The sequence below is a fragment of the Aquabacterium sp. genome (assembly GCF_034003525.1).
GTDB lineage: Bacteria > Pseudomonadota > Gammaproteobacteria > Burkholderiales > Burkholderiaceae_C > Aquabacterium.
This window is the reverse complement of the sequence record NZ_JAVEYN010000003.1, coordinates 58,733-73,205: the sequence shown is the minus strand read 5'-3', so window position 1 is coordinate 73,205 and position 14,473 is coordinate 58,733. Positions and strand designations below refer to the sequence as shown.

Genomic DNA, 14,473 nt, shown 5'->3' with positions numbered 1-14,473 from the left:
GCGCAGTAGAATCAAAATCGACCGTTGCCGACATCCATGGCACCGGATTCACGGATAACGCCAAACGCGGAGACCTACATCATGTATCAGCACATCAAAGTGCCCGAAGGTGGGCAGAAGATCACGGTGAACCCGGACTTCTCCCTGAATGTTCCCAACAACCCCATCATTCCCTACATCGAGGGTGACGGCACTGGCTTTGACATCACCCCCGTGATGATCAAGGTGGTTGATGCGGCAGTCGAGAAGGCCTATCAAGGCGCTCGCAAGATCCACTGGATGGAAATCTACGCTGGTGAAAAGTCCACCCGCGTGTACGGCCCGGATGTCTGGCTGCCGGAAGAAACCCTGCAGGTCCTCAAGGACTACGTGGTCTCCATCAAGGGTCCGCTGACCACGCCCGTGGGCGGTGGCATCCGTTCGCTGAACGTGGCCCTGCGTCAAGAACTCGACCTGTACGTCTGCCTGCGCCCGGTGCGTTACTTCAAGGGCGTGCCCTCGCCAGTGAAGGAGCCCGAGAAGACCGACATGGTCATCTTCCGCGAGAACTCGGAAGACATCTACGCCGGCATCGAATTCGAAGCCCAGAGCGACAAGGCCAAGAAGCTGATCAAGTTCCTGCAGGACGAATTCGGCGTCAAGAAGATCCGCTTCCCCGAGACCTCGGGCATCGGCATCAAGCCTGTGTCGCGTGAAGGGACCGAGCGCCTGGTGCGCAAGGCCCTGCAGTACGCCATCGACAACGACAAGCCCAGCGTGACCCTGGTTCACAAGGGCAACATCATGAAGTTCACCGAAGGCGGCTTCCGTGACTGGGGTTATGCCCTGGCCCAGAAGGAGTTCGGTGCCGAACTGATCGACGGCGGCCCGTGGTGCAAGTTCAAGAACCCCAAGACGGGCAAGGACATCTTGGTCAAGGACGCCATCGCCGACGCCTTCCTGCAGCAGATCCTGCTGCGTCCGGCCGAGTACAGCGTGATCGCCACCTTGAACCTCAACGGCGACTACGTGTCTGACGCGCTGGCCGCGCAGGTCGGCGGCATCGGCATCGCTCCGGGCGCCAACCTGTCTGACTCGGTGGCCATGTTCGAAGCCACCCACGGCACGGCGCCGAAGTACGCTGGCAAGGACTATGTGAACCCCGGTTCCGAAATCCTGTCGGCCGAAATGATGCTGCGCCACATGGGCTGGATCGAAGCCGCTGACCTGATCATCTCCTCGATGGAGAAGTCGATTCTGAGCAAGCGCGTGACCTATGACTTTGCCCGCCTGCTGGACGGCGCCACCCAGGTGTCGTGCTCGGGCTTCGGTGAGGTCATGATCGAGCACATGTGATCCAGGCGGCTGCGTGCCACGCAGCCGGTCTGACCGACACGAGCCCCTGATGCGCACGCGCGGGTCAGGGGCTTTTTGCATCCGCCTAGGCGAAGCGGCTCAGCTCCACAGATCCAGAGGCGGATCGGTGGCCAGGGCGCGTAGCAGGTCCGAGCGGGAAACAAAGCCGATCACCTGACCGGCGTTTTCGGTCACTGGGAGACCTGGCAGGCCGGTTTCCAGCAGCAGCGACGCCACGCGTCGCAAATCGGTGTCCACGTGGGCACTGGGAACCGGCGACCACATGACGTGGCTGACGGGGTGACGCAGCATGGTCTGCCACGCGGCGGCATCGTCCACCGAGGGGGCCAGCCATTGCGGTGGCAGCAGTTCAGCGCGGCTGACCAGTCCCACCAGGGCACCCTGGGCATCGACCACCGGGGCCTGCCCAATCCCGTGGTCTTTCAAGGTTTGCCAGGCTTCGCGCACGCTGGCATCCGCACGCACCACATGGGAGGGGCGTTGCATGACATCCCCGACCAGGCTCAAAGGCTGGCGGGCTGGTGGGGCATAGGCTTGCAGCGCGTGCTGTGCGCCAAGCGGCGTGCCCGTGCTGCCGTAGCCCTGGCTGTCTTCATCGAGGCCAGTGGCCACGGCGGCAGAGGCTCGCACCTTGGCCGTTGGCGTCAGGGCCCGGGTCTTGCGAAGTTGCTCCAGGGTGCCGGAAAACACCTGGCCAATGGGGCTGTAGACATAAAACATCTGCGTGCCTCAGGACCTTGTCATGCGGGAATGCCGAAAAGGGTGCCGCATTCGCGTCCGATCATGAAAAAGCCCGCCAGAGGCGGGCCATGCTGCAGCGGTGGATGACAGGCACCGGTGCGGTCAATGGGGCAGGCTGTACACCGAACTGGGGTGATCTCGGAAGTGGAGATCATCGAGTCCGCCGGGCGTGGTGTCGGACACCGCGCCGTCCATTTGCTGGATGTTCTGGGCCAGCATGCCCTTGGGGCCCGCTACCAACTCATATTGCACGCGTGAACCCTGCTTCAGTGTGCGAAAACCATCCATCTGGATGGCGGAGAAGTGCGCGAAGACATCGCCCCCTCCCTGATCCGGCTCGATGAAGCCAAATCCTTTGGCATCGTTGAACCATTTGACAACTCCTGTGGCCATGATGGGCTCCCTCCTGTTAATTTGTTCACATTTTTGGACTCCTGTGCGGCACTGTCAAGCATCGAGATGTGACGAACCTATGCGTGCTTTCCCTTGGATGTTCGGACAGGGGCGACCTTGAATCTGCCAGGGTGAACCCAAGATGAGAGGGCAGGAATTCCGTGCTCCCGTAGAATCATTTCATGATCATTTCTTCACACCAGCGTGCCTCTGCGCAGCCTCCCGCACCGGGCGGCGAGGGGGAGGGCGCGGTCGTTGTCGAGAAGCAGGCGCAGAAGGTCGAGCCCCCGAAGCTCTACCAGGTCGTGATGCTCAATGACGATTTCACGCCGATGGAGTTCGTTGTTTACGTATTGCAGGCCCATTTTCGCCACGACATCGAATCGGCCACTCAAATCATGCTAAAAATCCATCACGAGGGTCGTGGTGTGTGCGGTGTCTTCACCAAGGACATCGCGGCCACAAAGGTCGAACTCGTTCTTGCCGCCGCCCGCGAAGCCGGGCATCCCTTGCAGTGCATTATGGAGACCGCATGATTGCGCAAGAGTTGGAAGTCAGTCTGCACTTGGCCTTCGTCGAGGCCCGTCAGCAGCGCCATGAGTTCATCACGGTCGAGCACCTGCTGCTTGCCTTGATCGACAACCCTTCAGCTTCCGAGGTGTTGAAAGCTTGTGCCGCCAATACAGATGAACTGCGTAAGAGCTTGGACCAGTTCGTTCGTGACAACACGCCCACCGTCGGTGGCACGGACGAGGTGGATACGCAGCCCACGCTGGGTTTCCAGCGTGTGATCCAGCGCGCCATCATGCACGTGCAATCGTCGGGCAACGGCAAGAAGGAGGTCATGGGCGCCAACGTCCTGGTGGCCATCTTCGGCGAGAAGGACTCGCATGCCGTCTACTACCTGCATCAGCAGGGCGTGACCCGCCTGGACGTGGTCAACTTCATCGCTCACGGCATCCGCAAGACCGATCCGCCTGAGTCGTCGCGGTCGGCCCCCGAGCCCGGTGCGGGGGCGGGCGAAGCCGAACGTGAAGAAGGCGAGAGCAAGGCGTCTCCGCTGGAGCAGTACACCCAGAACCTGAACCAGCAGGCCCGCGACGGCAAGATCGACCCGCTCATCGGTCGTGACGCCGAGGTGGAGCGTGTCATCCAGGTGCTGTGCCGTCGCCGCAAGAACAACCCGCTGCTGGTCGGTGAGGCCGGTGTGGGCAAGACCGCGATCGCCGAAGGCCTGGCCTGGCGCATCACCCAGAAGGACGTGCCCGATGTGCTCGCAGATGCCGAGGTGTTCGCCCTCGACATGGGCGCCTTGCTGGCCGGCACCAAGTACCGGGGCGATTTCGAGCAGCGCCTGAAGGCGGTGATCAAGCAGTTGAAGGAGCAGCCCGGGGCCGTTCTCTTCATCGACGAGATCCACACCCTCATCGGCGCCGGGGCAGCCTCGGGCGGGACGCTCGATGCTAGCAACCTGCTCAAGCCCGCCTTGAGCTCGGGGCAACTCAAGTGCATCGGTGCGACCACCTTCACCGAGTACCGTGGCATCTTCGAGAAGGATGCGGCCCTGTCGCGTCGTTTCCAGAAGGTGGAAGTCGCCGAGCCCTCGGTCGAGCAGACCATCGAGATCCTCAAGGGTCTGAAGTCGCGCTTTGAGGAGCATCACAGCGTCAAGTACTCCCTGAACGCCCTGCAGGCGGCCGCGGAGCTGTCGGCCAAGTTCATCAACGACCGTCACTTGCCCGACAAGGCCATTGACGTCATCGACGAGGCCGGCGCGGCCCAGCGCATCCTGCCCAAGAGCAAGCAAAAGAAGACCATCACGCGCTCCGAGGTCGAAGACATCGTGGCGAAGATCGCCCGCGTGCCTTCGACCAGTGTGTCGAGCGACGATCGCTCCAAGCTGAAGACGCTGGACCGCGACCTCAAGAGCGTCGTGTTCGGTCAGGACGTGGCCATCGATGCCTTGGCAGCGGCGATCAAGATGGCGCGCTCCGGCTTGGGCAAGCCCGACAAGCCGATCGGCTCTTTCCTCTTCAGCGGGCCCACCGGGGTCGGCAAGACCGAGGTGGCCAAGCAACTGGCCTACATCCTGGGCATCGAGCTGATCCGCTTCGACATGTCGGAGTACATGGAGCGCCATGCCGTCAGCCGCCTGATCGGCGCGCCGCCGGGCTATGTCGGCTTCGACCAGGGTGGGCTGCTGACCGAGGCGATCTCGAAGAAGCCGCACGCCGTCCTGCTGCTCGACGAAATCGAGAAGGCGCACCCGGACGTGTTCAACATCCTTCTGCAGGTGATGGACCATGGCACCCTGACCGACAACAACGGCCGCAAGACCGACTTCCGCAACGTCGTGATCATCATGACGACCAATGCGGGCGCGGAAACCCTGCAGAAGTCGACCATCGGCTTCACCACGCAGCGCGAGTCGGGTGACGAGATGGCCGATATCAAGCGGGCCTTCACGCCGGAGTTCCGCAACCGTCTGGACGCGATCGTGGGCTTCAAGCCGCTCGATGAGGAAATCATCCTGCGGGTGGTCGACAAGTTCCTGCTGCAACTCGAGAGCCAACTGGTCGAGAAGAAGGTCGAGGTCACCTTCACCGATGCCTTGCGTCGTCACCTGGCCAAGCGCGGCTTCGATCCGCTCATGGGTGCCCGTCCGATGCAGCGCCTGATCCAGGACACGATCCGTCGTGCACTGGCCGACGAGCTGCTGTTCGGCCGACTGGTCGATGGCGGCCGCCTGACGGTGGACGTGGTCGAGAAGCCCGATGCCGAAGCCGAGATCAAGCTCGACATCCAGTCCTCTGGCAAGAAGAGCGACAAGGCCAAGCCCGAGCCGGCGACGGCCGCCTGATCAAGGCGAACAAGGCGCGTGACCGGTCTCGGTGGCGCCTCACCATGACAAAGGGCCAGCATTGCTGGCCCTTTTCATTTCCGGGTGTCGGCTTTGAGGTGTCAGGTCAGCGCGATGCGCGTGAACCCGCTGGCGGTCCAGCGCAGCACTTCCGCGCGGGGCTGGCCGTGGTCCAGATCCCAGTCGCTGAGCACATGGCGGACGCCGCCTGGACAGCCGAAGGGTTGGCTCTGAGGGCGGTGGGTGTGGCCATGGATCAGCACACTGGCGTCGGCCGCCTGCATCCATGCGCCGGCCGCTGCTTCGTCCACATCGGCCCATTCCGTGGCGGTCTGCATTTGCTGGTGCGCCTGGCTGGCCGCCCGCATCTGACGCGCCTGGTCCAGGCGTGCACTCAGCGGTGCAGACAAGAAAGCGGACTGCCAGGCCGGCTGACGCACCTGGGCGCGAAAGCGCAGATAGGCCGTGTCGGCCAGGCAAAGCTCATCGCCATGCATCAGCAGCGCGCGCTGTCCCCAGGCGCTGAGCACTGTGGGGTCGTGCAAGGGGTGCGCGCCACAGTCGGCCAACATGTCGGCGCCCAGCAGGAAGTCACGGTTGCCCACCATGATGCCCAGGTGGCACCGCTGACCGACCTCGCGCAGCATGTCGACGCAGGCCTGTTCATACGCTTGCTGACGCATGTCGTCGCCCACCCAGGCCTCGAACAGGTCACCCAGGATCAGCACGGCATCGGCCGGCGTCTCGTGCAGGTAGGCCGCCAGCGCGGCCGTGGTGCGTGGCAGGTCCTCGTGCAGGTGCAGGTCGGAGATGAAATCAATGCACCGCCACGAGGGCGGTGCATTGAGGATTTCCGGCGGGGGGAAGGGGGGCTTCCCCATGAAATCAGACTTCGACAGCCTTGGTGATCACCACGTCTTCGAGCGGCACGTCGTCATGGAAGCCCTTGCGGCCGGTCTTGACCTTTTCGATCGCATCAACCACTTCGCTGCCAGCAACCACCTTGCCGAACACGGCATAGCCCCAACCCTGCGACGTTTCCGACTTGAAGTTCAGGAAGTCGTTGTCGGTGCCGTTGATGAAGAACTGGGCGCTGGCCGAGTGCGGGGCGCTGGTACGGGCCATGGCGATGGTGTACTTGTCGTTCTTCAGGCCATTGTTGGCTTCGTTCTGGATCTCGCCCTTGGTCGGCTTTTGCTTCATGCCAGGCTCGAACCCGCCACCCTGGATCATGAAGCCCTTGATGACGCGGTGGAAGATCGTGCCGTCGTAATGGCCCGCCTTCACGTATTCCAGGAAGTTGGCCACGGTGATCGGGGCCTTGGCGTCGTCCAGTTCCAGGCGGATGGTGCCGGCGGTGGTTTGCAGTTCAACGGTCTTGGTCATGCTTATTTCTCGATGGAGACTTGTTTGATGATGATGGGCGTGGCGGGGACGTCGCTGTGCGGCCCCACGCGCGTGGTGCTGACTTTGCGGATCTTGTCCACCACGTCCATGCCCTGGGTCACCTTGCCGAAGACGGCATAGCCGTCACGCGCGGTGGGGCCCGAGGCGTTCAGGAAGGCATTGTCCTTCACATTGATGAAGAATTGCGCGGTGGCCGAGTCTGGCACACCCGTGCGGGCCATGGCGATGGTGCCGCGCACATTGCTCAGGCCATTGTTGCTTTCCAGGGGGATCGGCGGGTTGGTGGGCTTTTCGCGCATGTCCGGGGTCATGCCGCCGCCCTGGATCATGAAGCCGTCGATCACGCGGTGAAAGATGGTGCCGCTGTAGTGCCCCGCCTTCACATAGGCCAGGAAGTTCGCCACAGTCTTGGGGGCCTTGGCCGCATCCAGTTGAATGACGATGTCACCCTGGCTGGTGCTGAGCTGGACGGTCTGCGCCTGCGCGACCAGGGCGCTGAGGCCGATGACACTGGCCACGATCACATTGCGAATCATCCGATCACTCCTTCATAGAAGATTTTCCAGAGGCCACCCTCTTTGCCCCAGTATTGACGTTTGACGGCGCCTGCCCGTTGACCTTCAGCGACTTCTCCGAAAGTCACGACCAGGATGTCGCCCTTGTCCTGCCAGCCCAGGATGGCCAGGTCCTTGAGCTCGATGGTTTTGCCGCGTAACTGGCTGACGTCACGCTCGACAGACTGGCGCCAACGCGTGAAGTCCTGCTTGCCGCTGGAAAACTGGGGAGAGTAGAAGGACATGACGCGGCCGATGTCGCCACTGGCGCGGGCCACGCGCCAGCCTTCGATCATGTTTTGCAGGCTGCGTCGCTGGGGCTCGACCTTGGTCGGTGTGACCCACTGCAGCGAACGCGCGATCACGACGGGCGTGGTGCGCGGCTGAACTTGGTCGAGGATGCTTTGGAGTTCGGGGTTGGCCAGCGCCACACAGCCGTCGGTGCTCTCCGGGCTGCGGGCGTAGCTGTCGCTGGGCACGCCGTGCAGCCAGATGCCGCTGCCGGTGCGCCCGAGGCGACGGTCGTACTCGTTGGGGTAGTTCAGCGGCAAGGCGCCGGCCCCGTAGAAGTCGGTCAACTGGCTGGCGTTGAGGCGGCTGGTGATGTAGTACACGCCCAGCGGGGTGCGCTGGTCGCCTTCGAAGCTCTTTTCGGGGCCCAGTTTGCCGATGGAGGCGTAGTGGTCAGCGATCAGGCGCAGGCCGTTCGGGCCGTTCTGAAACAGGTACAGGCGCGAACGGCTGGCATCGACGGCGATGGCGTGGCGGGTCGTGCTGGGCAGGGCGATGAACTGCGCGGGCAGGGAGCCTTCAGGTGGGCGCTCGCGCAAGGCGGTCAGGCGGCGGTTGGCCTCGACGCGAAGCTGTGTGAGGCGCTCCTGCGCCTTGCCTGCCAGTGCGGCCGGGGCATTGCCCATGGTAGGCAAGGCATGGGTGCGCGCCAGCAGCAGGTCACCGTATACCAGTTGCGCCAACTGGAAATTGGGCACATCGCGCACCAGCGATTCGGCCTTGTTCAGCGCCGCATCGGCTTGCGCGCTGCCGATCAGGCGGTAGATCTCCAGCAGGCGCGCCTCGGCGCTGGCCGACTGTCGGGGCAGGGCGCGAGGCGCGGGGGCAGGCCGCGAAGACGCTTGGGGCGTTTTGGATGCCTTTGGCGCGGCCTTCGATGCCGCCGGAGGTGCTTTCCGGGCTCGCGGGGTGTCTTGATCGCGAGCCGCTGCGCTGCCACACAGGCCCAGGGCCAGGCTCAGCAGCAAGGCCGAAACAGGTGTTCGGCGGGACACATACTTCATCACGAACCGGCGCTTTCCTTCGCAATCAGCCACTTGCCGCCCGAGCGAACCATCTCAAGGCGCTTGGTGCTGTTGATGTTCAGATTGTCAGCGCGATAGGCCTGGCGATAGCGCACCGAGGCCTTGTCGCCCTTGATGTCCACATTGATGTTCGAGACGTCGACCTCGATGCTGCGCTTGCTGACGATGCGGGCGCGGCGTTCGGCCTCCCAGGCCTTGCGCGAACCCTTGCCGCCATCGAAATCGCGGGTGTAGGCGGCGTAGTAGCCGTTCATGTCCTTGCGGCTCCAGGCCGCGGCCCAGCGCTCCACCGCAGAAGCCACTTCCCGCTCGGCGGCCTTGTCATCGGCCTTGGGTTGGGGCTTGGGCTCGGGTTTCGGTTCAGGCTTGGCGACCACGGGCGCCGGGGCCGGCTTGGGCGGAGTCACGACCGGCGCGGGCGGCGTGACGGCGGCAGGCGGGGGCGTCACTGCCGTGGGCCGTGCGGCGACCGGTGCCGGCTGGGTGGCGCTGCCACCGGCTGCGGCCACGATGCTGTTGCGCTCCTTGGGGAACAGGTCGCGCACCATGGCGAGCTTGGGGGCCACGGCCGAGCGGGTGTCGATCTGCAGGGCCTTGGAGTAAGCCTGGCTGGCCAGCTTGGCGTAGACGTCGCCCAGGTTCTCGTAAGCAGTGGCGTAGCTGGGGTTGGTGCGGATGGCCATTTCCAGCGCGTTGCGGGCCTTGTCATACTGACCTTGCTGCGCGTAGAGCACGGCCAGGTTGTTGAAAGGCTCGGGCAACTCGGGATAGTCTTCGGTCAGCTTGGTGAAGACCGTCACGGCTTCGGCAGAGCGGCCGGCCTGCGACAGGCTGATGCCACGCAAGAAGCGCATCATCGGGTCGCGGGGCTTGCCGTTGAGGTATTGGTCGGCCTTCTGAAGGGCCTCGGTGTTCTTGCCGGCGGCGAGCAACTTCTGGACATCGGCGATGTCATCTGCGCGGACGCTCAGCGTGGTCATCGACAAGGCGGCGACGGTCAGGCATTGAGCCGCGAGGGACGTCAGACGCAGCCCGAATCGGGACGCAGCAGCTTGCATGAGAGACATGGGCAAATCAGTGTGTGTTCGTGAAGCGCACTGTGCGCGGGGTGCCGGCGGCAGACAGGGCTGGACAGACCTGTCAGATCGCGCGCAACGGAAGCTCAAGAATAACAGCCCATCCGGGCGCACCCCGGAGGGTTCCCCCTGAACACAGGTCATCCCGCTATACTCGCTGGATTGTATCTGAGCGGTTCTGGCGTCAGATGCTGCCGCCTTGCCCGCGTCTTGACTGCAGGCCTGTGGGCATGGCGCCGCACCCCGATCCCATCTTTCCCATGAGTTTGCGTCTTTTTAACAGCCTGTCGCGTCAGATCGAGTCTTTTGTGCCCCTGACGCCCGGGCAGGTCCGCATGTACGTCTGCGGCATGACCATTTACGACTACTGCCATGTCGGGCACGCCCGCATGATGATGTCGTTCGACGTCGTGCAGCGCTGGCTGAAGGTCTCGGGCTACCAGGTCAACTATGTGCGCAATATCACCGACATCGACGACAAGATCATCCGTCGTGCGGTGGAGCGTGGCATCACCATCCGCCAGCTGACCGACGAGATGACCCGCGCGATGCACGAAGACATCGCCGCACTGGGCATTGAGCCCCCGACGCACGAGCCGCGCGCGACCGAGTACGTTGGACAGATGCTCGACCTGATTGGCAAGCTCGAAAGCAAGGGCCTGGCCTACCGGGCTACCAATGGCGACGTGAACTATGCCGTGCGCAAGTTCGATGGCTACGGCAAGCTGTCGGGCAAGTCACTGGACCAGTTGCGTGCCGGTGAGCGCGTGGCGGTGGACGATGGCAAGCTGGACCCACTCGATTTCGTGTTGTGGAAGGCGGCCAAGCCGGAGGAGCCGGAAGACGCCAAGTACGCTTCACCGTTCGGCGCAGGCCGCCCGGGTTGGCACATCGAGTGCTCGGCCATGAGCTGCGCGCTGCTGGGCGAGCATTTCGATATCCATGGCGGCGGACTCGACTTGCAGTTTCCGCATCATGAAAACGAGATCGCGCAGAGTGAGGGCGCGTCCGGCAAGCCCTTCGTCAACTACTGGTTGCACAACGGTTTCCTGAACGTCGACAACGAGAAGATGTCCAAGTCGCTGGGCAACTTCTTCACCATCCGTGACGTGCTGAAGGACTACGACGGCGAAACCGTCCGTTTCTTCATGCTGCGGGTGCACTACCGCAGTCCGTTCAACTTCAGCGATGCGGGGCTGGACGACGCGCGCACCGGTCTGCGCCGGTTGTACACGGCGCTGGATGCAGCTGGTGTGGACGCGACGGCAGCGGTCGCGGTGGACTGGTCACACCCGCAGGCGGCACGCTTCAAGGCGGCCATGGACGAAGACTTCAACACGCCCATTGCCGTGTCGGTGCTCTTCGATCTGGTCACCGAGGTCAACCGCACGCGTTCCGCCGAGGCGGCAAGCCTGCTCAAAGGCCTGGCTGCCTGTCTGGGCTTGCTGCAACAGTCGCCCAAGGCGTATTTGCAAGGCGGCGCTGAGGCCGGGGGACTGGATGCCGCGGCCATCGAGGCATTGATCGTGGCGCGTGCCGAGGCCAAGAAAGCGCGCGACTTCGCGCAGGCCGATCGCATTCGGGCAGACCTGGCTGCGCAGGGCGTCGAGTTGAAGGACGGCCCGCAAGGCACGACCTGGGTGAAAGCCTGATGGGGAGTCCTGCACCCAAAGTGGCTGCGCCGGCAGCCGATGTGTCGGCCGATGCGCTCGTCACCCCGTCGTATTGGGATGAGGCGTGTAAGCATCTGGCCAAGCGCGACCGCGTCATGCGCAAGCTGGTGGCCGAGCACGGGCACGCGCGTCTGTACAGCCGTGGTGATGCTTTCACCACGCTGGCGCGCTCCATCGTCGGACAGCAGATTTCGGTGAAGGCGGCGCAGTCGGTGTGGAACCGCTTGCTGGCCTTGCTGGGGCACGACGATGTCGGCTTTCGCGGCCCCATCCCGGTGGCCGATGTGCTGCGCCAGGAGCCCGAAGACCTGCGTCAGGTGGGCTTGTCGGCACGCAAGGTCGATTATTTGCGTGACCTGGCGCTGCACTTTGACGAAAATCGCCTGCATGTCGACGACTGGCAGCAGATGGGCGATGAGGCCATCATCGACGAGTTGGTGGCCATCCGTGGCATCGGTCGCTGGACGGCCGAGATGTTTCTGATTTTCCATCTCATGCGGCCCAATGTGCTGCCCCTCGACGACGTGGGGCTGATCAAAGGGATCAGCATGAGCTATTTCAGTGGTGAGCCAGTGTCGCGTGCCGAAGCACGCGACGTGGCCGAAGCCTGGGCTCCTTACCGAACGGTGGGGACCTGGTATCTGTGGCGCAGCCTTGATCCGCTGCCCGTGGAGTATTGACGCCTAACGGCGTGAAGAAGGAAATTTGCCATGAGCAAACGACACTTTCTGGAGTTCGAGCAGCCGATCGCTGAGCTGGAGTCCAAGATTGAAGAACTGCGTTACGTGCAGAGCGAATCGGCCGTCGACATCTCGGAAGAGATCGACCGCCTGAGCAAGAAGAGCCTGCAGCTCACCAAGGACATCTACTCGACGCTGTCGCCCTGGCAGGTCACGCAGATTTCGCGTCATCCGCAGCGCCCCTACACCATGGACTACGTGAACGAATTGTTCACAGACTTCCAGGAAATGCACGGCGACCGTCACTATGCTGACGACCTGTCCATCGTGGGTGGCCTGGCACGCTTCAACGGCCAGCCCTGCATGGTTCTGGGCCACCAGAAGGGCCGCGACACGAAGGAGCGCACGATGCGCAATTTCGGCATGTCGCGCCCGGAGGGCTATCGCAAGGCCCTGCGCCTGATGCAGACGGCCGAGAAGTTCGGCCTGCCGGTGTTCACGTTCGTGGACACGCCGGGCGCCTACCCTGGCATCGGCGCCGAAGAGCGCAACCAGTCGGAAGCCATTGGTCGCAACATCTTTGAGATGGCGCGTCTGGAAGTTCCCATCATCACCACCATCATCGGTGAGGGTGGCTCGGGTGGCGCGCTGGCCATCAGTGTGGCCGACCAGGTGCTGATGATGCAGTACTCGGTGTACTCGGTGATTTCGCCCGAAGGTTGTGCCTCCATCCTGTGGAAGACCTCGGACAAAGCCTCGGATGCCGCCGAAGCCCTGGGCATCACCGCCCATCGTCTGAAAGCCCTGGGTCTGATCGACAAGATCGTCAGCGAGCCCGTGGGCGGCGCGCACCGCGATTACAAGCAGGCTTGCGCCAACCTCAAGCGTGGCCTGAACGACGCGATGCGCCAGGTTGGCGACATGAAGATCAAGGATCTGCTGCAGACGCGTTACGACCGACTGCAAAGCTATGGTCGCTTCAACGACACCAAGGAATCCTGATCCTCGGGTGAGGGCGGGATGATGGCGGGCCTGGAGCCCGTCTGTGTCGCGGTAGCCTACAGCGGCGGCCGCGATTCCACTGCCTTGTTGCACGCCACCGCCGTCGCCGCGCGCGACTGGCCGGGCGTCACGGTGGTGGCGCTGCATGTCCACCACGGTTTGAGCGCTCAGGCCGATGACTGGCTGCAGCACGCCGAGGCTGTCTGCCAGGCTTGGGTTGAAGAGGGGTTGCCGCTTCGCCTGCTGTGTCGCCGCGTCGGCTTGCGCCTGAGTGCGGGCGACAGCGTTGAGGCTGTGGCCCGTGCGGCGCGCCATGCCGCCTTGCAGGAGATGGCCCAGGAGGCAGGCGCCGACCTTCTGCTGCTGGCGCACCACCGACAGGACCAGGCCGAGACGCTGTTACTGCAAGCCTTGCGCGGCGGCGGGCTGGCCGGACTGGCCGGGATCCCGCGTGATGTGATCCGTGAGGGTGTACGCTGGGTGAGGCCTTGGCTGGATCACGCCAGGTCGGCCATCGAAGCCTATGTGGCGGCGTACGGGCTGACCTACATCGACGATGACAGCAATGCGGACCCGCGGTATGCGCGCAATCTGCTGCGCTTGTCGGTCTGGCCCGCACTGGTGAGTGCCTTTCCCGATGCCGAGGTGAATCTGGCGGCGTCGGCGCGGCGCCTGGCGGATGCCTTGCCGGTGGTAGATGCATGGCGTTTGCAGGCCCTGCCGCCGCTGCTCGCGCAGCCTGTGGACGCAGGAGCCGACGATGTCGCCACACCGATGACCTCGGCGCTCGATGCACGCCGGTGGGCGGTGCAGTCCGGGGCCTTGCGGCGCGAAACCCTTCGCCACTGGTACCGTCAGGTCTCCGGGCAGGTGATGCCGGCCACGTGGGTCGAGCGTCTGGCCGAGGAGGCGCCCAGGATGTTGAGTGGACAAGGGGCGGCGCAGTGGTCCGCTTTGAAGCTGTCGCTCTACCGCGGGGTGCTGAGTTGGGGCGGTGATGTCGCGCCTGAGGTCGAGGCTGGGCAGCGTGAGGAGGTGCAACTCTCCTTGCGCGCAGCGGGAGGCTGGCCCGTGGCGGCGTGGGGCGGATGCCTGGTCGTGCGCGAGGTGTCCTCAGGCGGGGTGCCGCGGTCGCTGCTGGCGGATGTGGTTTTGCGCCAGCGGGTGGGTGGGGAGCAGTTTCAGATGGGGGCAGGGCGTCCGCCCCGATCCTTGAAGAAACAGTTCCAGGCCCTGGGAGTGCCAGCCTGGCAGCGGGGCGGTCCGCTGGTGTTTGCCGGGGAGCAACTCATCTATGTCCCAGGGTTGGGCATCGACGCCCGGGTCCAAGCGCCCGAGGGCACGCCGCAGTGGTCCATTGAGTGGTTGCCAGACGCCATTTCGCAGTGATTCCGGGTACTTTCTGGGGTCGATGC

The 14,473-nt window shown here is 63.8% G+C and carries 14 protein-coding genes; 7 read left to right on the top strand and 7 right to left on the bottom strand.

All coding sequences use genetic code 11. The features are described from left to right. Positions 1-81 precede the first annotated feature (81 nt). Positions 82-1,335 carry an NADP-dependent isocitrate dehydrogenase gene (gene icd / locus RBT42_RS03030; RefSeq protein WP_320362386.1) on the top strand — a complete coding sequence of 418 codons (1,254 nt, stop codon included), beginning with the start codon at positions 82-84 and terminating at the stop codon, positions 1,333-1,335. Positions 1,336-1,434: 99 nt separating this feature from the next. Here the strand turns inward: icd and RBT42_RS03025 are convergent, their stop codons facing one another. Both RBT42_RS03025 and RBT42_RS03020 read right to left on the bottom strand, forming a co-directional pair. After that, positions 1,435-2,076 (bottom strand): HPP family protein, encoded by a 642-nt coding sequence (locus tag RBT42_RS03025; RefSeq protein WP_320362385.1) that lies wholly within the window; start codon positions 2,074-2,076, stop codon positions 1,435-1,437. A gap of 123 nt (positions 2,077-2,199) precedes the next feature. Next, positions 2,200-2,490, bottom strand: a complete 291-nt coding sequence (locus tag RBT42_RS03020; protein ID WP_320362384.1) for a cold-shock protein — start codon at positions 2,488-2,490, stop codon at positions 2,200-2,202. Between the two features lie 182 nt (positions 2,491-2,672). Here RBT42_RS03020 and clpS point away from each other — a divergent pair, with 182 nt between their 5' ends. Together clpS and clpA are read left to right on the top strand one after the other, a co-directional pair. Next, positions 2,673-3,026: an ATP-dependent Clp protease adapter ClpS gene (gene clpS, locus RBT42_RS03015; RefSeq protein ID WP_320362383.1), complete on the top strand. Its 354-nt coding sequence runs from the start codon at positions 2,673-2,675 to the stop codon at positions 3,024-3,026. Continuing rightward, on the top strand, positions 3,023-5,350 hold the full coding sequence (gene clpA / locus RBT42_RS03010; protein WP_320362382.1) for an ATP-dependent Clp protease ATP-binding subunit ClpA: 2,328 nt from the start codon (positions 3,023-3,025) through the stop codon (positions 5,348-5,350). Before clpS ends, clpA begins: the two co-directional genes overlap by 4 nt. Before the next feature lie 101 nt (positions 5,351-5,451). Here clpA and RBT42_RS03005 read toward each other — a convergent pair whose 3' ends face one another. Genes RBT42_RS03005 through RBT42_RS02985 form a run of 5 tightly spaced genes read right to left on the bottom strand, consistent with a single transcriptional unit; the run spans position 5,452 to position 9,694 of the window. Beyond that, on the bottom strand, positions 5,452-6,231 hold the full coding sequence (locus tag RBT42_RS03005; RefSeq protein WP_320362381.1) for a UDP-2,3-diacylglucosamine diphosphatase: 780 nt from the start codon (positions 6,229-6,231) through the stop codon (positions 5,452-5,454). Positions 6,232-6,235: 4 nt separating this feature from the next. Next, on the bottom strand, positions 6,236-6,736 hold the full coding sequence (locus RBT42_RS03000) for a peptidylprolyl isomerase (RefSeq protein ID WP_320362380.1): 501 nt from the start codon (positions 6,734-6,736) through the stop codon (positions 6,236-6,238). A 2-nt stretch (positions 6,737-6,738) separates the two neighbouring features. Further along, positions 6,739-7,293 (bottom strand): peptidylprolyl isomerase, encoded by a 555-nt coding sequence (locus RBT42_RS02995; protein ID WP_320362379.1) that lies wholly within the window; start codon positions 7,291-7,293, stop codon positions 6,739-6,741. Continuing rightward, on the bottom strand, positions 7,290-8,606 hold the full coding sequence (locus RBT42_RS02990) for a L,D-transpeptidase family protein (protein ID WP_320362378.1): 1,317 nt from the start codon (positions 8,604-8,606) through the stop codon (positions 7,290-7,292). Before RBT42_RS02990 ends, RBT42_RS02995 begins: the two co-directional genes overlap by 4 nt. Then, a complete protein-coding gene (locus RBT42_RS02985) occupies positions 8,606-9,694 on the bottom strand; it encodes a nuclear transport factor 2 family protein (RefSeq protein WP_320362377.1) in 1,089 nt (362 codons plus the stop codon). Before RBT42_RS02985 ends, RBT42_RS02990 begins: the two co-directional genes overlap by 1 nt. A gap of 269 nt (positions 9,695-9,963) precedes the next feature. On the opposite strand from RBT42_RS02985, the gene cysS reads away from it, so the two are divergent. Genes cysS through tilS form a run of 4 tightly spaced genes read left to right on the top strand, consistent with a single transcriptional unit; the run spans position 9,964 to position 14,447 of the window. After that, positions 9,964-11,355 (top strand): cysteine--tRNA ligase, encoded by a 1,392-nt coding sequence (cysS, locus tag RBT42_RS02980; RefSeq protein WP_320362376.1) that lies wholly within the window; start codon positions 9,964-9,966, stop codon positions 11,353-11,355. Then, positions 11,355-12,056, top strand: a complete 702-nt coding sequence (locus RBT42_RS02975; protein WP_320362375.1) for a DNA-3-methyladenine glycosylase — start codon at positions 11,355-11,357, stop codon at positions 12,054-12,056. The genes cysS and RBT42_RS02975 overlap by 1 nt, the downstream gene beginning before the upstream one ends. A gap of 30 nt (positions 12,057-12,086) precedes the next feature. After that, positions 12,087-13,058 carry an acetyl-CoA carboxylase carboxyltransferase subunit alpha gene (locus RBT42_RS02970; protein ID WP_320362374.1) on the top strand — a complete coding sequence of 324 codons (972 nt, stop codon included), beginning with the start codon at positions 12,087-12,089 and terminating at the stop codon, positions 13,056-13,058. An 18-nt stretch (positions 13,059-13,076) separates the two neighbouring features. Then, positions 13,077-14,447 (top strand): tRNA lysidine(34) synthetase TilS, encoded by a 1,371-nt coding sequence (gene tilS / locus RBT42_RS02965; RefSeq protein WP_320362373.1) that lies wholly within the window; start codon positions 13,077-13,079, stop codon positions 14,445-14,447. Positions 14,448-14,473 lie beyond the last annotated feature (26 nt).